Origin of the sequence: Lysobacter sp. S4-A87, from assembly GCF_022637455.1 — a bacterium.
In the GTDB taxonomy this organism is placed as follows: domain Bacteria; phylum Pseudomonadota; class Gammaproteobacteria; order Xanthomonadales; family Xanthomonadaceae; genus Lysobacter_J.
Map to the genome: position 1 here is coordinate 124,618 of NZ_CP093341.1, position 21,415 is coordinate 146,032.

General features: G+C 68.0%; 21 protein-coding genes and 1 pseudogene. 9 read left to right on the plus strand and 13 right to left on the minus strand.

Annotation, left to right across the window (positions count from 1 at the left end; genetic code table 11):
- The first annotated feature begins 83 nt into the window (after positions 1-83).
- Entirely contained in the window at positions 84-980 is an 897-nt protein-coding gene (locus tag MNR01_RS00585; protein ID WP_345779021.1) for a pseudouridine synthase, read from the plus strand.
- 19 nt (positions 981-999) lie between these two features.
- Here MNR01_RS00585 and MNR01_RS00590 read toward each other — a convergent pair whose 3' ends face one another.
- The 7 genes and pseudogenes from MNR01_RS00590 to MNR01_RS00620 all read right to left on the minus strand — a co-directional run bounded on the left by MNR01_RS00590 (position 1,000) and on the right by MNR01_RS00620 (position 6,866).
- On the minus strand, positions 1,000-1,254 hold the full coding sequence (locus tag MNR01_RS00590; protein WP_241920702.1) for a hypothetical protein: 255 nt from the start codon (positions 1,252-1,254) through the stop codon (positions 1,000-1,002).
- Positions 1,178-1,768 carry a type 1 glutamine amidotransferase gene (locus MNR01_RS00595; protein ID WP_241919074.1) on the minus strand — a complete coding sequence of 197 codons (591 nt, stop codon included), beginning with the start codon at positions 1,766-1,768 and terminating at the stop codon, positions 1,178-1,180. Before MNR01_RS00595 ends, MNR01_RS00590 begins: the two co-directional genes overlap by 77 nt.
- A 67-nt stretch (positions 1,769-1,835) precedes the next feature.
- Positions 1,836-2,708 carry an EamA family transporter gene (locus MNR01_RS00600; protein WP_241919075.1) on the minus strand — a complete coding sequence of 291 codons (873 nt, stop codon included), beginning with the start codon at positions 2,706-2,708 and terminating at the stop codon, positions 1,836-1,838.
- A gap of 47 nt (positions 2,709-2,755) precedes the next feature.
- On the minus strand, positions 2,756-4,765 hold the full coding sequence (locus tag MNR01_RS00605) for a DEAD/DEAH box helicase (RefSeq protein WP_241920680.1): 2,010 nt from the start codon (positions 4,763-4,765) through the stop codon (positions 2,756-2,758).
- A 273-nt stretch (positions 4,766-5,038) separates the two neighbouring features.
- Complete coding sequence (locus MNR01_RS00610) at positions 5,039-6,445, minus strand: amidohydrolase family protein (protein WP_241919076.1); 1,407 nt, start codon at positions 6,443-6,445, stop codon at positions 5,039-5,041.
- 87 nt (positions 6,446-6,532) lie between these two features.
- A pseudogene (locus MNR01_RS00615) lies at positions 6,533-6,667 on the minus strand (YaiI/YqxD family protein); the annotation flags it as partial.
- 40 nt (positions 6,668-6,707) lie between these two features.
- Positions 6,708-6,866, minus strand: a complete 159-nt coding sequence (locus tag MNR01_RS00620) for a hypothetical protein (RefSeq protein WP_241919077.1) — start codon at positions 6,864-6,866, stop codon at positions 6,708-6,710.
- Positions 6,867-7,036: 170 nt separating this feature from the next.
- On the opposite strand from MNR01_RS00620, the gene MNR01_RS00625 reads away from it, so the two are divergent.
- Both MNR01_RS00625 and MNR01_RS00630 read left to right on the plus strand, forming a co-directional pair.
- Positions 7,037-8,596: a protein adenylyltransferase SelO gene (locus MNR01_RS00625; protein WP_241919078.1), complete on the plus strand. Its 1,560-nt coding sequence runs from the start codon at positions 7,037-7,039 to the stop codon at positions 8,594-8,596.
- Positions 8,597-8,692: 96 nt separating this feature from the next.
- Positions 8,693-9,334, plus strand: coding sequence for a hypothetical protein (locus MNR01_RS00630; protein ID WP_241919079.1), 642 nt, complete (start codon positions 8,693-8,695; stop codon positions 9,332-9,334).
- A gap of 6 nt (positions 9,335-9,340) precedes the next feature.
- Here MNR01_RS00630 and MNR01_RS00635 read toward each other — a convergent pair whose 3' ends face one another.
- Positions 9,341-10,264, minus strand: a complete 924-nt coding sequence (locus MNR01_RS00635) for an oxygenase MpaB family protein (RefSeq protein WP_241919080.1) — start codon at positions 10,262-10,264, stop codon at positions 9,341-9,343.
- Positions 10,265-10,596: 332 nt separating this feature from the next.
- Here MNR01_RS00635 and MNR01_RS00640 point away from each other — a divergent pair, with 332 nt between their 5' ends.
- Positions 10,597-12,474: an ATP-binding cassette domain-containing protein gene (locus tag MNR01_RS00640; RefSeq protein ID WP_241919081.1), complete on the plus strand. Its 1,878-nt coding sequence runs from the start codon at positions 10,597-10,599 to the stop codon at positions 12,472-12,474.
- Positions 12,475-12,491: 17 nt separating this feature from the next.
- Here the strand turns inward: MNR01_RS00640 and MNR01_RS00645 are convergent, their stop codons facing one another.
- Positions 12,492-13,817, minus strand: a complete 1,326-nt coding sequence (locus MNR01_RS00645; RefSeq protein ID WP_305852244.1) for a cytochrome c peroxidase — start codon at positions 13,815-13,817, stop codon at positions 12,492-12,494.
- Positions 13,818-13,859: 42 nt separating this feature from the next.
- On the opposite strand from MNR01_RS00645, the gene MNR01_RS00650 reads away from it, so the two are divergent.
- Together MNR01_RS00650 and thpR are read left to right on the plus strand one after the other, a co-directional pair.
- Entirely contained in the window at positions 13,860-14,000 is a 141-nt protein-coding gene (locus MNR01_RS00650) for a hypothetical protein (protein ID WP_241919082.1), read from the plus strand.
- Positions 14,001-14,015: 15 nt separating this feature from the next.
- Complete coding sequence (thpR, locus tag MNR01_RS00655) at positions 14,016-14,546, plus strand: RNA 2',3'-cyclic phosphodiesterase (protein WP_241919083.1); 531 nt, start codon at positions 14,016-14,018, stop codon at positions 14,544-14,546.
- Positions 14,547-14,564: 18 nt separating this feature from the next.
- On the opposite strand, the gene MNR01_RS00660 is transcribed toward thpR, so the two are convergent.
- A complete protein-coding gene (locus tag MNR01_RS00660; protein ID WP_241919084.1) occupies positions 14,565-14,807 on the minus strand; it encodes a hypothetical protein in 243 nt (80 codons plus the stop codon).
- Positions 14,808-14,905: 98 nt separating this feature from the next.
- On the opposite strand from MNR01_RS00660, the gene MNR01_RS00665 reads away from it, so the two are divergent.
- On the plus strand, positions 14,906-15,505 hold the full coding sequence (locus MNR01_RS00665) for a YdeI/OmpD-associated family protein (protein WP_241919085.1): 600 nt from the start codon (positions 14,906-14,908) through the stop codon (positions 15,503-15,505).
- Positions 15,506-15,523: 18 nt separating this feature from the next.
- On the opposite strand, the gene MNR01_RS00670 is transcribed toward MNR01_RS00665, so the two are convergent.
- The 3 genes from MNR01_RS00670 to MNR01_RS00680 form a co-directional block, all read right to left on the minus strand.
- Positions 15,524-15,913, minus strand: a complete 390-nt coding sequence (locus tag MNR01_RS00670; RefSeq protein WP_241919086.1) for an STAS/SEC14 domain-containing protein — start codon at positions 15,911-15,913, stop codon at positions 15,524-15,526.
- 43 nt (positions 15,914-15,956) lie between these two features.
- Positions 15,957-17,018, minus strand: a complete 1,062-nt coding sequence (locus MNR01_RS00675; protein ID WP_241919087.1) for a YbaY family lipoprotein — start codon at positions 17,016-17,018, stop codon at positions 15,957-15,959.
- A gap of 67 nt (positions 17,019-17,085) precedes the next feature.
- A complete protein-coding gene (locus MNR01_RS00680; RefSeq protein ID WP_241919088.1) occupies positions 17,086-18,864 on the minus strand; it encodes a M14 family metallopeptidase in 1,779 nt (592 codons plus the stop codon).
- Between the two features lie 194 nt (positions 18,865-19,058).
- On the opposite strand from MNR01_RS00680, the gene MNR01_RS00685 reads away from it, so the two are divergent.
- Together MNR01_RS00685 and MNR01_RS00690 are read left to right on the plus strand one after the other, a co-directional pair.
- A complete protein-coding gene (locus MNR01_RS00685) occupies positions 19,059-19,688 on the plus strand; it encodes a glutathione S-transferase family protein (protein WP_241919089.1) in 630 nt (209 codons plus the stop codon).
- Positions 19,689-19,809: 121 nt separating this feature from the next.
- The gene (locus MNR01_RS00690; protein WP_241919090.1) at positions 19,810-21,402 is read left to right on the plus strand and encodes an oligopeptide:H+ symporter; all 1,593 of its coding nucleotides are present in this window, start codon (positions 19,810-19,812) and stop codon (positions 21,400-21,402) included.
- The last annotated feature ends 13 nt before the right edge of the window (positions 21,403-21,415 follow it).

Sequence of the window (21,415 nt, forward strand, 5' to 3'; positions counted from 1 at the left end):
CGCATTCTAGGCGCTGGCGGGGTGCCGTGCCGTTCTCACCGTCATTACGACGGCAAGGCCGCCGTTGGGGGGACAATGCCGGCGTGAAAGCGCTCCCTCAACCGCTCCCTTCCCATCGCAATGGCGTGGCCGCCAGCCGCCTGCAACTGCCGCCTGGTCCCTGGACGACGGTGCTGGAGGGCCTGTGCGCGCGGTTCCCGGCGATCGGGCGCGAGCGCTGGCTGGACCGGTTTGAGCGCGGCCTGGTCCGCGACGCCGAGGGCCAAGCGTTGGCGGCAGATGCTGCATACCGGGTCGGGGCGGAGCTGACCTACTACCGCGAGGTCGAGAGTGAAGCGGAGATTCCGTTCGACGAGGCCGTGCTGCATCTCGACGAGCACCTGGTCGTCGTCGACAAGCCGCATTTCCTGCCGGTGACGCCGTCGGGCAAGCACGTGGAGCACACGCTGCTGGCGAGGCTGGTGCGGCGGCTGGGCAATCCGGACCTGGTGCCGCTGCACCGCATCGATCGCGGCACGGCGGGGCTGGTGCTGTTCTCGGCACGGGCGGAGTCGCGTGCGCTGTACCAGGCGCTGTTTCCGCAGCGCCGGATCGGCAAACGTTACGAAGCGCTCGCGCCGGCGCTGCCGGAGGCTGCGTTTCCGTTGGTGCGCCGGTCGCATCTGGAGCGTGGTGAGCCGTTCTTCCGGATGCGCGAGGGCGGGGGTGTGGCGAACAGTGAAACGCGAGTCGATGTGATCTCGCGTGGAGACGGCGTCTGGCGCTACGGGCTGGAGCCGGTGACGGGTCGCAAGCATCAGTTGCGGGTGCATATGGCGGCGCTGGGGGCGCCGATCCTGAACGATCCGCTGTATCCGGTTTGCTGCGATCCGGTGGTTGACGATTACGGGAGGCCGTTGAAGTTGTTGGCGCGGTCGTTGTGGTTCGTTGATCCGATTGATGGGCAGGAGCGGCGCTTCGAGAGTCGGCTCGAGCTGTAGAGCAGAGCAACAGCAGACCTCAAGTCCACTCGCGCGAAGGCAACGTATGCCGCCGCTGCGGCGTCCCGATCAGGTCGAGAAAACGGTTGAACACAGTGTCGGCCTGGGACTGCATCGTCGCGATGTGCTCGCGCGTCCGCTGTCGGATCGACTCCTCGCTCGCCTGCGCCGGATCGAGACCCGCCAGCTCCGCAAGCTCATCGCGATACGCCGGATTGGCCAGCCAGCGCTCGATCAGCCGCCTCGTCCATCTCCAGATGGAACTGGAACCCATACGCGTTGTCGCCATAACGGAACGCCTGCTGCTCGCAACCCTCCGTACGCGCCAGATGCTCCGCATCGCGCGGCACCTCGAAGCTGTAGCGATGCCACTGGAACACCGGTGCCGACTCGCCCAAAGGCGACAGCACCGGGTCGGCGCGGCCGGCGGCGGTGGTCTGCAGCGGGTACCAGCCGATCTCCGCCTGGTGGTGGCGCCGCACCGGCGCGCCCAGTACGTGCGCCAGCAACTGCGCGCCCAGGCAGATGCCGAGCACCGGCTTGCCCTGTTCGAGCATGCGTTCGATCGCCAGCAACTCGGTGCGCAGGTGCGGGCGCTGCGCCTGGTCTTCGACGTTCATCGGTCCGCCCAGCACGATCAGCCCGCGATAGCGGTCGACATTGGGTTGGAAGTCGGGCTGGCGCTCGAAATTGGCGAAGCGGATGCGATGGCCGCGCCGGCGGATCAGCGGGTCCAGGGTGCCGAGCGGTTCGGCGGCGACGTGCTGGAAGACGAGCAGGCGGGGCATGGCGCGGGGGCAGGAGAGGGTGGTTCGACACCCCGACTATGCCAAATCCCGCGACGTGGCCGGTAGGTCAGCTGCGTGGTGCGGCCGCAATGACCGCGATGGCGATGACGGCCAGCACGATCGCGGCCCGGTTCCACAGGCTGGTCTTCTCGCCAAAGGCGAACACGCCCACCAGCGTGCCCAGCACCACCACGCCGATGTTCATCGCCGCGAACACCACCGAGGGGTTGTCGGGGAAGGCCTGGTGGGCGCGGACGTAGAAGACGATGTTGCCGAAGTTCAGCAGGCCCAGCAGCAGGCCGGCAGCGAAGTTGCGCAGGCTCAGCTGCGCACGCCCGCGCCAGTGGCGAACTGCCTGCCAGCCGAGCATCAGCACGAAGGCGATCGCGAACGCCGCCTGCAGCGCCGCCAGCGAAGGCGTGCCGGCCAGCGCGATGCGCTTGAGCATCACGTCGACCACGGCGAAGCCGGCCCAGACCACCAGCAACAGGCCCATGCCGGTCGCGCCCGGTGCGGCGGTGGTGTCGTCCTGTCGCGGCCTGGCCACGATGCCCGCGACGGCGACCAGGCCCAGCGCCAGGCCGAGCATGCGCATCGAATCGATCTTCTCGTCGAACAGGGTGAACGCCGCGAGCAACGACAGCAGCAGCGACAAGCGTTGCGCGACATCGGTGCGGACGATGCCGGCGGTGCGCACCGACGCGGCAAGCACCAGGAACAGCGAAGGCAGCACCACGGCCAGGCCGAGCAGCGCGGCCCAGGGGGCGTGAGGGTGCGACAGGCTCGACAGCGACGGCTTCAGCAGCAGCGCGCACAGGAGTGTCGCGGCCAGGTAGTTCCAGGTCACCAGCTGCGCCACGTCCAGACGGAAACGTGGCGCAAGCTTGAGGACCACCGCGACGAGCACGCTGCACAGCGCGCTGAACAGGATCAGGTGCATCGGCTACCGCGGTGGAAGGTGGCGACTGTCAGGTCTGCGCGGTTGGATCAGCGCGGCTTGAACGGCTTGCGCGGCCCGCCGCCATGCGGCTTCGGGCCGCCGTGCGGACGCGGACCGCGCGGCGGCGGCCGGCGATCGTCGTCGAAGCTCCGCGGTGCATCACCGTGGCGGCCGTGCGGGCGCTGGCCGTGGCCATGGCCGGCGCCGGAATCCTCATCGGCGCGGCTGATGCGCAGTTGCTGGCCGGCGACACGTACGCGCTTGAGGTGGTCCATGACCTCGCGCGGCATGCCTTCGGGCAGGTCGATGAGGCTGAAGTCGTCGCGGATGTCGATGCGGCCGATGAAGCGGCTTTCCAGTTCGGCCTCGTTGGCGATGGCACCGACGATGTTGCCCGGCTTGACGCCGTGGCTGTGGCCGACCTCGATGCGGAAGGTCTCCATGCCGACCTCGGGCGCACGCTCGCCACGCGGTTCGCGGTGCTCGCGCGGTTCACGCGTTTCATGACGAGGCTGTGCCGGACCTTCGTCACCGAACATCGACTCGGCCACATTGACCGGACGCTCGAACGAACGCTCGCCAGCGGCCGGCGGGGTGAACTGGCGATCGGCATGGCGCGGTCGGTCGTCGCGCGGCTCACGCGGCGGTCGCGGCGCGGCGTCTCGCTCGCGGCGCGGGTCGCGCTGGCCGTCGCGCTGGCCACGATCGAAGCGGTCACGCGGAGAATGATCACGGGAGCCGCGCTCGGGACGGTCGAAGTCCGGCGTGTGCGGGCGCAGGCGCTCAGCGGTGATGTCCAGCAGCAGCGGCATGTCGCCCTGCACCAGCTTGGCCAGGGCGGCGGCGATCTCCACCGCCGGCACGTTCTGTTCGCGCTCGTAGCGCTCGACCAGGTCGCGGAACTGGCTCACGTCCGACGATTCCAGCGCCGTGGTGATGCGGCCGAGGAAGCGGTTGACGCGCTGTTCGTTGACGGTTTCCACCGTCGGCAGCTGCATCTGCTCGATCGGCTGGCGCGTGGCGCGCTCGATCGCGCGCAGCATGCCGCGCTCGCGCGGAGTGACGAACAGGATCGCCTCGCCCTTGCGACCGGCACGACCGGTGCGGCCGATGCGGTGGACATAGCTTTCGGTGTCGTACGGGATGTCGTAGTTCAGCACGTGGCTGATGCGCTCGACGTCGAGGCCGCGGGCGGCCACGTCGGTGGCGACCAGCACGTCGATCTTGCCGTCCTTGAGGTTCTGGATGGTCTTCTCGCGCTGCGCCTGCACCACGTCGCCATTGATCGCAGCTGCGGCGATGCCGCGCGCGGCCAGCTTGTCGGCCAGTTCCTCGGTCGCCAGCTTGGTGCGGGCGAAGACGATCATCGCGTCAAAAGGTTCTGCTTCGAGGATGCGGGTGATGGCGTCGAGCTTGTGCACGCCGCTGACGGCCCAGTAGCGCTGGCGGATGTTGGCCGCGGTGGAGGTCTTGGACTTGATCGCGATCTCGACCGGGTCCTTGAGGTAGGTCTGGGCGATGCGCTTGATCGGTGCCGGCATGGTGGCCGAGAACAGCGCCACCTGGCGCGTCTCCGGGGTCTTCTTCAGCACCGCCTCGACATCGTCGATGAAGCCCATGCGCAGCATTTCGTCGGCTTCGTCCAGGACCAGGCAGCGCAACTGCGACAGGTCGAGCGAACCGCGCTCGAGATGGTCGATCACGCGACCCGGCGTGCCGACGATCACCTGCACGCCGCGCTTGAGCGCCTGCAGCTGCGGGTAGTAGCTCTGGCCGCCGTAGATCGGCAGGACCTGGAAGCCGGGCAGGTGATGGGCGTACTTCTGGAACGCCTCGGCGACCTGGATCGCCAGTTCGCGCGTCGGCGCCAGCACCAGCGTCTGCGGTGCGCGCTGGTTGGGGTCGATGCGGGCCAGCACCGGCAGCGCGAATGCGGCGGTCTTGCCGGTACCGGTCTGGGCCTGGCCAAGCACGTCGCGGCCTTCCAGCAGCGGCGGGATGGTGGCCGCCTGGATCGGCGAAGGCGACTCGTAGCCGACGTCGGCCAGGGCGCGCATCAGCGGCTCGGGAAGGCCCAGGTCGGAGAATTTGATGGACGGGGTGTCCGTGGACGGGTCCGTGGAAGGGGTGTTGGGCGTCTCGGCGCTCATGGGGGGGAGGCTCGGCAGCGCCGGCGAACGCCGGTCGGAAGACCGCACAGTGTACCGGACTGCGGTGTGTCGGCCGGGTGTAGTGCAGTGTCGGGGCCAAACAACCCCGTGCAGCAACCTGTCTGCGTTCGTGCCTCGCGCCGGTCAGCGCGCCGGTCAGCGCGCTGATTTGCTCGTCCGTCAGCGCGCTGTCGAACCCGCCGGAACCGAGGCCTGCAGCCCGCGCACGTCCTTCTCCACGCGGCCGTCCTTCATCACGAACTGCACCTGCTTGAGCACCGTCACATCGGTGAGCGGGTCGCCCGAAACCGCAATCAGATCGGCGCGCTTGCCCGGTTCCAGGCTGCCGACCTGGTCGGCCAGGCCCAGCAGGTCGGCCGCGTTGACGGTGGCCGCCTGGATGGCGCTCGCCGCGGTCATGCCATGGGCGACCATCAGTTCGAACTCATCGGCGTTGCGGCCGTGCAGGCTGACGCCGGCATCGGTTCCAAAGGCGATGCGGACCCCGGCCGGCACTGCCTGCTCGAGGGCCTTGCCGGTGATGCCGATGCGCCATTCGATCTTGCTGCGGACTTCGCCGGTGTAGGCCTCCGGATTCTTCGCCAGGCGTTCCTTGTAGCCGTTGACCGTCGACAGCGTCGGCACGTAATAGGCGCCGGTCTTGCGGAACAGGGCGATGTCGGCGTCGTCGAGCAGCGTCCCGTGCTCGATCGAATCGGCGCCGGCACGCAGCGCCACGGCGATGCCGTCGGCGCCATGGGCGTGGACGGCCACCTTCTTGCGGTACAGGTGTGCGGTCTCGACGATGGCTTTCGCTTCGTCGTCGAACATCTGCTGGCCCAGGCCGGCACCGATGCGGCTGTTGACGCCGCCGGTGGTGGCGATCTTGATCACGTCGACGCCGCGCGCGATCTGGCGGCGCACGGCGCGCCGGCAGTCTTCGGCGCCGTCGCAGGTATTGCCGTGGACGTCGATGGCCGCGTGCAGTTCATCGCGGAAGCCCAGGGTCGGGTCCATGTGGCCGGCGGTGGTGGAGATCGCATTGCCGGCGTCGATGATCCGCGGGCCCGGCACCTTGCCGGCGGCAATGGCATCGCGCAGCGCCAGCGTGACGCCATCCTCGTCCCCCAGGTTGCGCACGGTGGTGAAGCCGGCGGCCAGTGTCTTGCGCGCATTTACCGCGGCCTCGTAGGCGTGATCGGCCACACCCTTCGACACGCCGTCCAGCTGGCCTTCGACGCCGGCCTTGTCCGAAACCAGGTGGACATGGCTGTCGATGAGGCCGGGCAGCACATAGCGGTCGCGCAGGTCGATCACCGACACCGTGGCCGTTGCCGGCACCCCGGTGAATGCCGATGCCTCGACATGGCCGTCGCGGACGGCTTCGATGCGGCCATCGCGCAGCAGCAGCGTGCTGGCGCCCCGTGCCGGTCGGCCCGGGCGATCGAGCAGGTGGCCGGCCTGCACCACGGTCCACTGTGGCGCGGCCACCTGGGCGATGGCGGGCGGGGCCGCGATGACCAGCAGGGCAGGCAACAGCAGCGTGAGCGCCGTGGAGCGGCGCGCCTTGGAGCGACTCGTGGTCATTGCGTTGGATCCCCGGTGCGAATGTGCTTCCCGCTGCAGCATAAGTGCCGCGGCGCTGGCGCGTCACCGGATCGGGTCGACTACTTTCGGGGTCCGCAGCCACTGATTGGCCAGCAGGGTGACCTGGGCCCGCGCACGCTCGGCGGCGCGGAACAGGATCTCGCGGATCACACCCGGGCAGGCATCGGCATCGACCCAGATCCGGGCTTCGCCGGTCGGAATCGGGCCGGACTCGAGGTCGCCGGCCGGGGATGGGTCCACGTCAGGACTTGTTGCCGGATCCGCTTTCCGACGGTTCGGGGTTGGCAGGCGGATTGGCGGTATCGCGGGCCTGCTGCTTCTTGGCCTGCTTCTCGTCCTGCTTCTTTTTCTTGGCGATTTCGCGCTGGCGCTTTTCGAAGGAGTAATTGGGCTTTGCCATGGGCGATCTCGTTGTGCGGGCCGCCAGTGTAGGGCATCGAGGTTCATTTGCCCGTGTACGGCGCCTTGCCGGGCGGTGGCCGGGCGCTGGAAAAACGCCGCGAGGCCCGCACATCAGGCTTGCGAGCACTGGCCGGGCCAGCTGCGAAAGGCCACATTGACGCGGTGAACATGCTGAATCTCGATTTTGACAACGCCTTCGTCCGCGAGCTGCCTGGCGATCCGGACGATGGTCCGGGTGTGCGGCAGGTCCACGGCGCCCTGTACTCGCGCGTGGCCCCTTCCCCGGTCGCGGCGCCGCGACTGCTGGCCCATTCGGCCGAGATGGCCCGGCGACTGGGCTTCAGCGAGGCCGAGGTCGCCTCGCCGCAGTTCGCGCAGGTGTTCGCCGGAAACGCGCTGATCGCGGGCATGGAGCCGTTCGCCGCCAACTACGGCGGCCACCAGTTCGGCAATTGGGCCGGGCAACTGGGCGATGGCCGTGCGATCAGCCTGGGCGAGATCATCAATGCCGCCGGCGAACGCTGGGAACTGCAGCTCAAGGGCGCCGGCCCGACGCCTTACTCGCGCACCGCCGACGGCCGCGCAGTGCTGCGGTCGTCGATCCGCGAGTTCCTTTGCAGCGAGGCCATGCACCACCTGGGCGTGCCGACCACGCGTGCACTGAGCCTGGTGGGCACCGGCGAGTGGGTCGAGCGCGACATGTTCTACGACGGCCATCCGGAGCTGGAACCCGGCGCGATCGTCTGCCGCGTGGCGCCATCGTTCATCCGCTTCGGCAACTTCGAACTGCCGGCGTCTCGCGACGACGTCGAGCTGCTGCGACAGCTGGTCAACTTCTGCATCCGCCGCGACTTCCCGGAACTGCGCGGCCAGGGCCAGGCGCTGTACGCGCAGTGGTTCGCCCAGGTGTGCGAACGCACCGCAGTGATGGTCGCGCACTGGATGCGGGTCGGCTTCGTCCACGGCGTCATGAACACCGACAACATGTCGATCCTCGGCCTGACCATCGACTACGGCCCGTACGGTTGGGTAGACAACTTCGATCCGGGCTGGACACCCAACACCACCGACCGCCACCACCGCCGCTACCGCTTCGGCCAGCAGCCGCAGGTGGCCTACTGGAACCTGGGCCGCCTGGCCGGTTCGCTGTCGCTGCTGTTCGACGGTGTCGAACCGCTGCAGGACGGCCTGCGCCGGTTCGTCGAAACATTCACCGCCGCCGACCGCGAGAACACCGCGCGCAAGCTCGGCCTGGCCGAGTGCCGCGACGAGGACGTCGGCCTCATGCAGGCACTGCAGGACCTGATGACGGAGGCGGAAGTCGACATGACCCTGTTCTTCCGTGGCCTGGCCGACCTCGACACCGTGACGCTCGACCCCGCACCCCTGCGCGAGGCGTTCTACGACGACGCCCGTCGCGAGACGGCCGAACCGGCATTGCGCGAATGGCTGGCACGCTACGCCGCGCGACTGCGCGAGCAGACCGATTCGCCACAAGAGCGAAGGGAGCGGATGAACGCAGCCAATCCCCGCTATGTGCTCCGCAACTACCTGGCGCAACAGGCCATCGATCGCGCGGTGGAGGGCGACATGGCCGGCGTTTCCGGGTTGCTCGACGTGATGCGGCGCCCGTATGACGATCAGCCCGGGCGCGCAGCATTCGCCGCACGCCGACCTGACTGGGCCCGCGAGCGCGCCGGCTGTTCGATGCTCTCCTGCAGTTCGTGATGCGCGGCGTGGTCAGCTGAACCGGCGGTTTCCACACACGCCACCTACACCCCCGGCGCGGAAGATGGCGGCGACGACCCAGTGGAGGTGCTGACCGTGCGGACCATTGAATCGCTTCACTTGCGCACCGCGGTTCGCGGCGTTGTGTTGTTGTCGGGCTTCGTGTTGCTCTGGTCCAGTGCGGCCGCCCTGGCGTCGCCGCCGAAGGACGCCGACCACGTCGTTGGCACGCTGGTGGAGGTGGATCAGGCTTCCAAGCGGCTGTCGCTCGCAGACGATGCGCAGACCGGCAGCGAACTGGGGCAGGGCAGCCCGACCAATGTCTACCTCGATGCCAGCACTACGGCCAGCCGCGACGGCAAGGCCGCCGCGCTCACCGGACTGAAGCTGGGCGAGCGCCTGCTGATCAGGACGGCCAGGAGTGGCGACCGCCTGCACGGCAGCCAGATCGTGGTACTGCCCGACACCAGCATGGAGCAGGGACCCCAGCGATACCTGCACGGCACCGTCGAGCAGATCAAGACCGATACGCGCACCCTGCACATCGACCAGGCCCAGACGCTGATCCCGAACCTCATCGCCTACGACGACCAGACCACGGTGGTCACCCTCGACGGCAAGACGGTCGCGGTGACCAGCCTCAAGCAGGGCGATGAGATCGACGCATCGCTGCGCTTGCGCGAGCGCCTCACCACGGCCAAGAAGATCGTGTTGCTGCGCAGTGCCGGCGGCCCCTGAGTTGCGTTAGGGCGGCCAGCCGTCGAGCACCGACTCGGCCACGCCGACGCGCCGGCAGGCGCGCGGGGCGACGCCGTCGTTGAGCGCCAGCCGGAACAGCGGCGAGATGCCGCGCAAGGCACGCGCCGCAATCGCGGACTGCATTTGCCGTGGGCGCGACAGCCGCAGTCGCGACGCCGCCCACGTCGGCAGCAAGGCGCTGCCGGCGCCGAGGAACAGGTTCCGCGACAGTGCCGCGGCCGGCACCGGCAACTCGATCCGTGCCAGCACCGCCAGCACCTCGCGTGAGCGCTCGTCGTAGCGCAGCTCGTCCTGCACGCTTTCGAAATAGTCGGCCACCTGCGCCTCGGAACCGGGCACATCGCACGCGCCCAGCGCGAGGGCGACGCGACGTGACTCGTCGAAATAGCGGTCGGCGAAGCCGTGGGGCAGGGCCATGGGCGCGTAGCGGCGGAAACCTTCGAGGAAACCGTAGCTTTCGGTGACGTGCACCCAGGTCAGCAGGCGCGGATCCCGTGCGCGATACGGACGGCCATCCGCGGTAACCCCGTGCACCCGGGCGTGGATGGCGTCGACGTGGGCGATCAGGCGTTCGGCTTCGGCGCGGCCGGCGTAGGTGGTGCCGGCGACGAAATTGGTGGTGCGGCGCAGCCGCCCGAGCAGGTCGGTACGGAACTGGGAGTGGTCCCAGACCCCGGCCAGCGCCAGCGGATGCAGGGTCTGCAACATCAGGGCGCACAGGCCGCCCGAGAGCATGCCGGGGAAATCGGCGTGGATGCGCCAGGTGATGCTGTCGGCACCGAACAGGCCCGGATCACCGGGCGGCTGGTCATAGTCGATGCCGCTCTGGCCGCGCGGGAAGGCGCCCAGGACCCATTGCCGGATCCGGCTGACGGCGGGAGCGGCGAGGCTGTGCAGCGGCGGGGTCATCGGCTGCCGTTCATTCTCTGGCAGCGCCGGGCTCTGGCAGACCGGCCTTGACTGCGCCGGTTTTGACAGCGGGGCGGCTCTTTCCAGTCCGCCCCTTGCCACGAAGCCTGGCCGGTCAGCTCTTGCCAGCCTTCTTCTCGCTCTTCTCGGCGCGCTTTTCCTTCATCGTCTTCGCCGGCTTCTTCTTCGTTTCCTTCTTGCGATCCATGCCCTTGCTCATGGCTTCTCCCCTGCTCAGGTGGCCCCGGCACCGCGCCGCGGCCTGGGGCCAAGTATGCGCCGCCGGCAACGCGCATGGCACTGCGACGGCCCGCGCCACGTAGAATGGTCCGATGCCCCTGATGACCCTGCAAAACGTCGACTACAGCGTCGGCGGCCCGCTGCTGCTGGGAAATGTAGCCCTGACCATCGACGCCGGTGAGCGAATCGCCCTGATCGGGCGCAACGGCGCCGGCAAGTCGACCCTGATGAGACTGCTCGCCGGAGAGATCCAGGCCGACGGCGGCGAAGTGCGCCGCGAAGGCGGCGTGCGCGTGGCACGGCTGGAGCAGGAAGTGCCCAGCGACGCCGGCGGCGACGTCTGGGACGTCGTGGCTGGCGGCCTGGGCGACCTGGGCGCGTGGCTGGCCAGGTATCACCACCTCATTCACGCCGAGCACGTCGACACCGATGCGCTGGCAAAAGTCCAGGCCAAGATCGAGGACGCCAACGGCTGGTCGCTCGACCAGCGCGTGACCGAGACCCTCGAGCGCCTTGGCCTGGATGGCGACGCACTGTTCTCGAGCCTGTCCGGTGGCCTCAAGCGCCGCGTGCTGCTGGCGCGCGCGCTGGTGTCGGCCCCCGACCTGCTGCTGCTGGACGAGCCGACCAACCACCTCGACATCGAAGCGATCGACTGGCTGGAGACCTTCCTCAAGGGCTGGCAGGGCGCCTTGCTGTTCGTCACCCACGATCGCCGCTTCCTGCGTTCGCTGGCCACGCGCATCGTCGAGATCGACCGCGGCCAGGTCACCAGCTGGCCCGGCGACTGGGCCAATTACGAGCGCCGCCGCGAAGAGCGGCTCAACGCCGAGGCGCAGGAAAATGCGCGCTTCGACAAGATGCTCGCGCAGGAAGAAGTCTGGATCCGCCAGGGCATCAAGGCGCGCCGCACCCGCGACGAAGGCCGTGTGCGCAGGCTCAAGGCGATGCGCGTGGAGCGCTCACAGCGCCGTGACCTCACCGGCAACGTCAAGATGGCGCTGGCACAGGGCGAAGCGTCCGGCCGCAAGGTGGTCGAGGCCAAGGGCGTGAGCTTCGGCCACGGCGAGCGCGAACTCATCACCGATCTGTCGACGACGATCTTCCGCGGCGACCGCATCGGCCTGATCGGCCCCAACGGCAGCGGCAAGACCACCCTGATCAAACTGCTGCTGGGCGAACTCAAGCCCGACGCCGGCGAGATCCAGCTCGGCAGCAACATCCAGGTAGCCTATTTCGACCAGTACCGCGCGACCCTGCGCGAGGACTGGAATGCGCTGGAGAACGTCGCCGAAGGCCGTGAGTTCGTCGAGGTCGGCGGCAAGTCCAAGCACGTCATCGGCTACCTGCAGGACTTCCTGTTCACCCCCGAGCGTGCGCGTGCGCCGATCACGCGCCTGTCCGGTGGCGAGCGCAACCGCCTGCTGCTGGCCAAGCTGTTCGCGCAACCATCCAACCTGCTGGTGATGGACGAACCGACCAACGATCTCGACGTCGAGACGCTGGAGCTGCTCGAGGAAATGCTCGGCGACTACCCCGGCACGCTGCTGCTGGTCAGCCATGACCGCGACTTCCTCGACAACGTCGTGACCTCGACCCTGGTCATGGAAGGCGAGGGTCGCGTCGGCGAGTACGTGGGCGGCTACACCGACTGGCTGCGCCAGCGCCCGGTGCCTTCGGTCAGCGTGCCGGCCAGGCCGGCCCTGGTCGCGGCGACGCCGGTGGCGGCCGCTCCGGCCGCTGCTGCACCCAAGCGCAAGCTCAGCTACAAGGAAACCCGCGAGCTGGAGCAGTTGCCGCAGCGGATCGAGACCCTGGAAACCCGGCTGGCCGAACTGACGGCGCAGATGAACGAGCCGGCGTTCTATCAGCGCGATGCCACCGCGATCAACGCACACAACGCGCTGCTGGCGCAGACGCAGCTCGATCTCGAGGCTGCGTACGCGCGCTGGGGCGAGCTCGACGGCTGAGCCGCTCAGTCAGCTGCTCAGTCACCGGTCTCAAGCACCGGCTCAATCCAGGCGCGGTCGCGGCGACGCGTCGCCGCTCGGCGGCAGGACCGGCATCGTGACCAGTGGCGCCTTGCCGCTGAGCGACTGCAGGAACGCGGCGATGTCGTCCACGTCCTTGGCTTCAAGCTCGCGGCCCAGCTGGGCAGTGGCCATGATCCGCACCGCTTCGCGAAGGTCCCAGACCTGGCCGCTGTGGAAGTAAGCGCGGTCAACGCCACGTTGCGCAGCGGCGCCGAGCGGAATACATGGCGATCGCCTGGCGCGTGCGTGATCGCGAAGCGACCGATGTCGGCCTTCGGCAACACCCGTTCATCGGGTTCCTTGACCTGGCCGAAGCGGTGGAAGGTCTGGCCACCCAGGTTCATGCCGGCATGGCAGGCGATGCAGCCGGTGTCCATGAACAGTCCCAGTCCGCGTTTCTGGCGGGCATCGAGCGCTGCGCCATCGCCGCCGAGGAACCGGTCGAATGGCGCATCGGGCGTAATCAGCGTCGCCTCGAAGGCTTCGATGGCCAGCGCCGTGCGCTCGAAGCTGACAGCGTCGCTGCCGCCTTCGGGAAACGCGCTGCGAAATGCCTGCGCATAGCCGGGAATGCTGTTGAGCAGTTCGACCACGCGCGCCGGCGAGTTGTTCATTTCGACTTCGGCCTGGATTGGCCCCTTGGCCTGTTCGCTCAGGTTGGGTGCGCGCCCATCCCAGAACTGGCTCGCGTTGAACACCGAGTTGTACACCGTGGGCGAATTGCGCGGACCCCGCTCGAAGCCATGGCCAACGGACGTCGGCACGTTGTCCGCGCCGGCCGTGCTGAGGCTGTGGCAGCTGTTGCAGCTGATGACCTGGCTCGAGGAGAGTCGCGGGTCGAAGAACAGCATTTTGCCGAGCTCGACCTTCGCTTCGGTCATGGCTTCGTTGCGTACCGTGTCGAGCTTGGCCGGGAGCGCCTTGAACAGGCCGTTCGCGCGCTGTTGAAGCGCGACGTCCCCGGGCGACATCGGCGGTGGCGGCGGTGATGCCCCGGCGCCGGTGGCAGGGCTGGTAGCAGCAGGCGCGGGCGCGGGCGGATCCTGCGCCGGAGCGCAGCCGGCAAGCTGGCAGGAGAGCAGGGCAGCAATCAGCACATTGGCGAATGTCGTACGTTGCACGGTCGTCCTTGGTGGCTGTTGATCAGGGGGCGACGACGTGCTGCTGTCACAGCGCGCGCACGGATCGTCGACACGGATATTCCGTTCCCGCCAACCGCCACTCCATACGATTCGCCTCACGGCGCGCCAGGCGCGAACCTGGCGCTTGCGCGCATGCATCCGCGATGGGTTAATGGCTTCCCCAGCGCGGGAGTGACCGATATGCGACCCAGGCAGATCGCGGCCCATGCGGCCATGGCCATGGCGGTGGTGGCGGCGCCCACCTTCGCTGCGGTGCAGGGATTGCAGCGGCGTGGCCTCGCCGACTACCTGCGCAAGCAGACAGCGCCAGCGGGGCGCTGAGGCACGCGCGCAACCATGTTCCATCGGCTGTTCTTCGCGCTCTGGCCCGCCGATGCCTTGCGGCACTCGATCGACGAGGCAGCGTCGCGCCTGGAGCGCGAACTCCAGCCGGGTGGGCGTCGCCTCAATGCCGCGCGCTACCACCTTACATTGCAGTTCCTCGGTGAGTTCGAATCGTTGCCGCAAGCACTGATCGCGGACGCCTGCGCCGCCGCCGCGGAGGTGCGTCTGCCGCCATTCGGGCTGGTTCTGGATTGCGCCGGCAGCTTCCGCGGCAGCGACGTCTGGTGGCTGGGCACGCGCGAGACTCCGGCGGGACTGCAGGGGTTGTGGTCGGCGCTGGGCGATGGGCTGGCACGATATGGCGTACCGACAAAACCGGCTGCGGGCTTCAGTCCGCACCTGACCATCCAGCGCAACGTGCGCCGCCACATCGCCACCACGCCGATCGAACCGCTGGATTGGCCGGTGCACGACTTCGTCCTCATGGACAGCCAGTCCGGGCAGCCCTACCGGATCATCGGGCGCTGGCTGTTGCCGGAGTGACGCAGGGGGACGGCCTTTTCAGTGGCGCAGCTCGATTGCCGGTTCGCGGTCGATGCTGCCGTCCTCGCGCACCACGACGAAGTCGCGGGCGGTGGCGAACAGCACCGGCGTCGGGTGCTCCAGTGGCTCGCGGATGAAGGCGAGTTTCCAGCCGTAGCGTTCGCAGTCGATCAGCATCCGCGCCTGCGGGCCCGTCAGGCCCATGCGCCGTTGCTGCACGTGGATGTCCGTTGCCGGTGTACGTCGGTCGCGCAGGGCCATTGTGGTCCCTCCCTTCGCTGCCTGTGATTCTTTCGCCCCTCAGCTGTTCCAACGTGGAAGCATGTGCACAATAGGACGCGCCCACTCCGGAACCGCCGATGCCCGCAACCGACCCGCGAATCGACGCCTACATCGCCCGTTCCGGGGAGTTCGCCCAACCCCTGCTGACGCACCTGCGGGCGGTCGTCCATGCCGGCTGCCCCGAGGTCGAGGAAACGCTGAAGTGGGGCATGCCGAGCTTCACCTACCGCGGCAAGATCCTGTGCGGCATGGCCGCCTTCAAGCAGCACGTCGGCTTTGGTTTCTGGCAGGGGGAGCAGATCGAGGGCGCGCCGCGCAGCGAGCAGGGCATGGGTCAGTTCGGCCGCATCACCCGCCTGGCCGACCTGCCGGGCAAGCGTGAACTGATCGGCTTCATCAAGCAGGCGAAGGCGCTGATCGACAGCGGCAGCACGCGTCCTGCCAGCAAGGCCGCCAAGGCGCGACCGTCGCTGGAGGTCCCCGACGATCTGGTCGCCGCGTTGAAGAAGAACGCGAAGGCCCGCGCCCACTTCGAGGCGTTCCCACCCAGCTACCGGCGCGACTACATCGAGTGGATCACCGAGGCCAAGCGCGAGGAAACGCGTCAACGACGGCTGGAGCAGACCATCGAATGGGTGGCCGAAGGCAAGTCGCGCAACTGGAAGTACATGTCGTAGGCGTGCGCGGCGACACCTTCAGGCCGACATGCCTTCTGCCGGCACCTCGCTTGCCCATCCCATCGCGGTTTCGCGCTCATCCGGGTCGAAGGAGCGGATCTCGGTGTGCGGGAAGAAGTGGCCCGAGAACTCGGAAATCCGCGCCAGCCAGTGCTTGTCGGTGATGATCGCGCCGCGGGCGAAGCGGCCGTACTCGCCGAACTTGCCCATCGCATAGCGCAGGTCCTTGCCCATGGCCTGCGCGGTCAGGCCGGTGAAGCCGGTCAGGTCGCAGAACAGGCCGATGCGCTGGTGCTGCGCCAGGCGCGCCTCGATGTCGGCGATGCAGCGGTCGTAATCGTCGCCGTCCAGGGTGCCGCTGAAATGGAATGCCGCCACATGCGACGGCGAGGGCAGGATCTCGATCATGGCTGGACCTCCTTGAGGCACGTTGCCTTCAATCACTTTGCCTTCAGTCCTGCAGGTACGCCCCGCAACCCTGGTACGTCTTGCCACCGGCAGCTAGTTGCGCGCTGGCCTCGAACGAACTGCCGCTCATGTCGTCCGTGCATTGCTTGCGTTCGATCTTCAGCTCGACCTGCGTGCCGTTGGTGGTCTTGCCGCTGAAGCCCGCTCCGTCCTTGAGCGGTTGTGCGTTGGCGACTTCGATCCTGCGTGCGCCGTAATCGAGTTCGGCGCGCAGTTGCGGCGCCTCGCCCATGCCGACCTCGACCCACCAGCCCGGCTCGTTGCCGACCGCGCGGAAGCCGACGTCGCGGGCCTTCGCCGCTTCCCACGGCGAGGGACCGTCGGCCTGGCTGCACTCGCGCTTGTCTTCGCCGGCCAGGGCGAGCGTGCCGCTGCTGCCCTTGGTCCAGAACTCGTTGCCCTTGTCGTCGGCATAGCGCGCGCCCGACGCGGACACCGCCAGCGGAATCGTCAACTCCCGGCCGGCGTACGACAGCACCGCCCGTTCGGACTGGCTGAAGTCGGCGCCGAGGCGAAGCTCGCCGCATTGCCAGTAACTGATGTTCCGGTCGACCTGGCTGGCAGGGGCGCCCGATGCAGACGGCGCCACGCGCACCAGTTGCAACTCGACCGGGGCATTGCCAGCCGGATCCACGGAAGTGCGCGTGTCGGTGACGAACCACAGCTTGCCATCCGGGCCCTGCAACGACGCGTGCAGTCCGTACTGGCCGCCGCTGCGGAGCTTGACCGGGTCATAGGGGAGGCTGAAAGCGTACGGAGGACCGGACAGGTCCTTGAACGTCATCTCTGACAGCACCGCCGACTTCGTGTCGGCGAGCTGGTTGTCGATCAGTTGCACGCGCAGGGTCGAGCCCGGCGGCATCATGATCCGCTCGCGGTAGCCGGCGGAGCCGGTGATCGCGTGGGCACCGTGGGTCAATGGCGGCGTCGGACGGGTCGAAGCAGTTCCGGAGTCCGCACCCGGTTTGCAGGCCGCGAGCGACATCGCAACCGCGATGCCGAGCAGGCCGGGCAGGACCAGCGAAAACGACTTCGACTCGAACATGGGCATCTCTCCGGGCCATCACTTGTTGGAATGCGCCCAGCCTAGCGGCCCGGATGTTGCGGCGCCGTCAGCGTGGCGTGCCGTCGGTACGCAGCACCGGATACATCCGGTAACGCGCATCCCATGACGAATGGCGGCGGGCGAAGAATTCAAGGCGTGCCTGCGGGTCGGCGGAAAACGCTGCATCTTCCTTCAGGCGCTGCTCGAATGCGCTCTTCACCTTGGGGTCCTTGAGCATTTCGCGCGCCACTTCCTCGGCGACGTAGTCCTCCATGTACTCCTTGCGCTCGAAGTTGTTGTTGAACTCGCCCCAGGCCACGAGCGCGTCGGGTGCCTGCGGTTCCAGCAGAGCCATGACCAGTCGCGCCTCGGGCTGCGCGATCGGCACGAACAGTGCGCCGGCAGCGACATCCTGCGTCTCGGGCTTCCACTGGCCGGTCAGGGTCACGCGCTGGTGCCCTTCGACCGACTGCGCGGCAAAACTGGCCTGGTCGGCGCGGAAGGTTTCGACCTTGGCGTGCGCCTGCGCGGCCGGCAAGCGCCGATAGCTGATGCCGTGCTGGTCGAGCTTGGCGGCAACCCAGCCCGCATGCGCGGCCGGTACCAGGTAACCGCCCTTGGGCGCGGTGACGACATGGTCGGGCACGATCTCGTCACGGATCGGAATCTGCCAGATCTGCGGCCGGGTCTCGTCGTAACGCGTCATCAGCGCGCCGGAGACTTCCGAAGGCGTGCGCGTGTAGGCATAGCCGCGGAAATCGATGATGCGGCTCTTGTCGGTGGCCTTGTAGTCGAGGGCGACCGGCTGGCCACCGAGCGCGGCGGCGCGCTGGTCGGCGGCGGCAGTCTGTTGCAGCCACTGCTTGCCGTTGCTGGCGACCAGGTCGAGCAGGGCGACGATGATGTTGCGCGTGACCTTTACCCGGTGCGGGTACTCGCGCCACGAGTGCGTCTCGACCAGCATGCCCAGGCGATTGCGCAGCTGGAAGTAGCCGTGCGAGAAGCGCGGCGTGGGGACGCCGTCCTCGAACCCCGATGCCGGTTCGTCGCCCTTCACGAACGAAGGGTAGAACGGCAGCGGCAGCGAGCCTTCCGCAGCCAGGCGTTCGATCACGCCATCGCGCAGGGCAGTGCCCGCGGCGCGCAGCGCTTCATCGCCGCTGTTGACCGGCTCGACCTGGATCGAGACGTCGTGTTCGAACTTGGCGCCGTCGGTGACGTGCAGGTCGACGTAGGCCAGCGGATCCCAGGCGTCGACCATTCGCAGCATCGCCTGCATCTCGGCCGTGTCGGCCTTTACGTAGTCGCGGTTGAGGTTGTAGTTCTGCGCCGTGGTGCGCCAGCCCATTTCCTCCGGACCGCGCTGGTTGGGACGGTTCCAGCGCGCAAAGCGCTCATGGCCGTCGACGTTGAACACCGGCACGAACAGCAGCACCTGCTTGTCGAGCGTGCCGGGGGTGGCTTCGCCATCGAGTGCCTGGCGCAAGGCGAGGAAGCCGGCATCCTTGCCGTCGATCTCGCCGGCGTGGATGCCGCCCTGGATCAACATGACCGGCAGGCCCTTGGCCTTTGCCGCTTCCGGCGTGAACGCGCCGGTCTTCGACACCACCAGCACCTTCATCGGACGACCTTCCGGCGTGGTGCCGAAGTCGTTGCAGCGCACCGCGTCGGGGTAACGCCGGGCGAACTGGTCGCACAGGGCGATGACCTCATCGTAGCGGCCGGTCTTCACGAAGCCGCTGCGTTCGGACACGGTGGTCAGCGCGCTGGATTTGGGAGCTGCGACGGCGGGGAGGGTGGTGAGCAGTGCGACGAGGGTTGCGGCGGCGAGCGGCGAACGGGTCATTGCGCGGGCATCTCACGAAAATGTCGGCGCATGTTAGCCGAGCCGGGGCCGATGCTTTGCCGGTGAGGGTCACGCTGCTGACATCGGGTGTCAGCAGGCAATCCCGTCGTCCGGTCTTTTGCCGGGATGGCGGCGTGCCTGCGAACGCATGCGATCATTGCCCCCTGATCGAATTGCCTTCGGGGATGCAACGCATGTACAGCCTTTATTACTCGCCCGGCGCGGCGAGCCTGGTCGTCCATTGGCTGCTGATCGAGCTCGGCGTGCCGCACGAACTGCGCCTGGTCGACACGCAGGCGAAACAGCACAAGACCGACGAGTACCTCTCGCTCAATCCCAACGGCCTGGTGCCGACGCTGGTCGCCGACGGCAAGCCGCTCTACGAAGCGGCCGCGCTCGTGCTGCATCTGGCCGACCGGCATGCCGAATCGGGCCTGGCACCTGCTGTCGATAGCCCGTTGCGCGGTCCGTACCTGCAGTGGATGTTGAACCTGGTCAACACCGTGCAGTCGCCGATGCGCCTGTGGTGGTACCCGGGCGACATCGACGAAACCCATGCCGACGAGGTCCGCGAAGGCACCCGCCGGCGCGTCGAAGCCGCCTGGGACCGGCTCGACGGGCACCTGGCCGCTAACGGCCCGTACCTGCTCGGCGAGCAGCTGAGCGCGGCCGATTTCTACCTGGCCATGCTGATGCGCTGGACCCGCAACATGCCGCGCCCCGGTCACGACTGGCCGCACCTGGCCGCGCTGGCGACGGCGCTGAAGGCGCGCCCATCTTTCAGGACCCTGTACGAACGGGAAGGCCTGACCGACTGGGTCTGAGCGCCCGGCCGGAACGACTTGAGGCGCCGATCGGGTAGGCTTGCCCATCCGCCGTTGCCGCCCAGCCGGCAGCGGCGTTGCCCGCATTGAAACCCTGAACGTACCCGCAGGACCGCCGTAGATGACGACCACCGCAAGCGCCACCACTGTCGATTCCCAGGGCAGGATGCCCCGGCAGATTCCTTACATCATCGGCAACGAGGGCTGCGAGCGGTTCAGTTTCTACGGGATGCGCAACATCCTGACGCCGTTCCTGGTCAGCACGCTGCTGCTGTACGCGCCGGAAGCCGAACGCGCCGGCATCGCCAAGGATGTCTTCCACAGCTTCGTCATCGGCGTCTACTTCTTCCCGCTGCTGGGTGGCTGGCTGGCCGACCGGTTCTTCGGCAAGTACCAGACGGTGCTGTGGTTCTCGCTGGTCTACTGCATCGGCCATGCCTGCCTTGCGATCTTCGAGGACAACCGCACCGGCTTCTACTCCGGCCTGTTCCTGATCGCGCTCGGCTCAGGCGGCATCAAGCCATTGGTGGTGTCGTTCTGCGGCGACCAGTTCGACCAGAGCAACAAGCACCTGGCCAAGATCGTCTTCGACGCCTTCTACTGGATCATCAACTTCGGCAGCTTCTTCGCCTCGCTGCTGATGCCGATCTTCCTGCGCGAGTACGGCCCGGCAGTGGCGTTCGGCATTCCCGGCATCCTGATGTTCATCGCCACGTTCATCTTCTGGCTGGGCCGCAAGCAATACGTCAACGTGCCGCCGACCGCGGCCGACCCGGACTCGTTCCTGCACGTGGCGCGCACCGCGCTGCTGGCGCAGGCACCGGGGCAGGGCCGTCCGGGCCTGGTCGTGGCGGCGATCGGCGGTGTGCTCGCGGTGGGCGCGCTGCTGCTGATTCCCAAGCTGGGCTTCGTGATCTGCGCCTGCATGGCGCTGGGCCTGGTCATCGCCTTTGGTGGCATGGGCACCTCATTGCAGCTCGAGCGTGCCCGCGGCCGCCACCCGGACGCGGCCGTGGACGGCGTGCGCGCGGTGCTGCGCATCCTGATCGTGTTCGCGCTGGCGACACCGTTCCACTCGCTGTTCGACCAGAAGGCCTCGACCTGGGTGCTGCAGGGCAACGAGATGATGATGCCGAACGAGCTGTGGTGGTGGCCGAGCTGGCTGATCAAGGATGCCGCGCAGATGCAGGCGATCAATCCGCTGCTGGTGATGCTGCTGATTCCGTTCAACAACATCGTGCTGTACCCGGCGCTGCGCAAGCTCGGATTCGAACCGACCGCACTGCGGCGCATGGGCTGGGGCATCGCCTTCGCCGGCGTGGCCTGGATCGGCGCCGGCCTGATCCAGCTCTACCTCGACGGCGGGCATCCGGTGACGCTGGCCTGGCAGATGCTGCCTTACGCATTGCTGACGTTCGGCGAGGTGCTGGTGTCGGCGACCGCGCTGGAGTTCGCCTACAGCCAGGCGCCGCGGGCGATGAAGGGCGTCATCATGGCGTTCTGGTACCTGGCCATCACCTTCGGCAGCCTGTGGGTACTGCTGACCAATGCCGGCGTGCGCAACCAGACGGTGATGTCGCACATCGCCAACACCGGCCTGAGCGAGAATGCCTTCCTGATGTTCTTCTTCGCCGGCTTCGCGTTCGTTGCCGCGGCGGCTTTCGGGCTGTACGCGCGCACCTACCCGATGCAGGACAACTACCGCAGCGCATGATGACCGCAGCGTC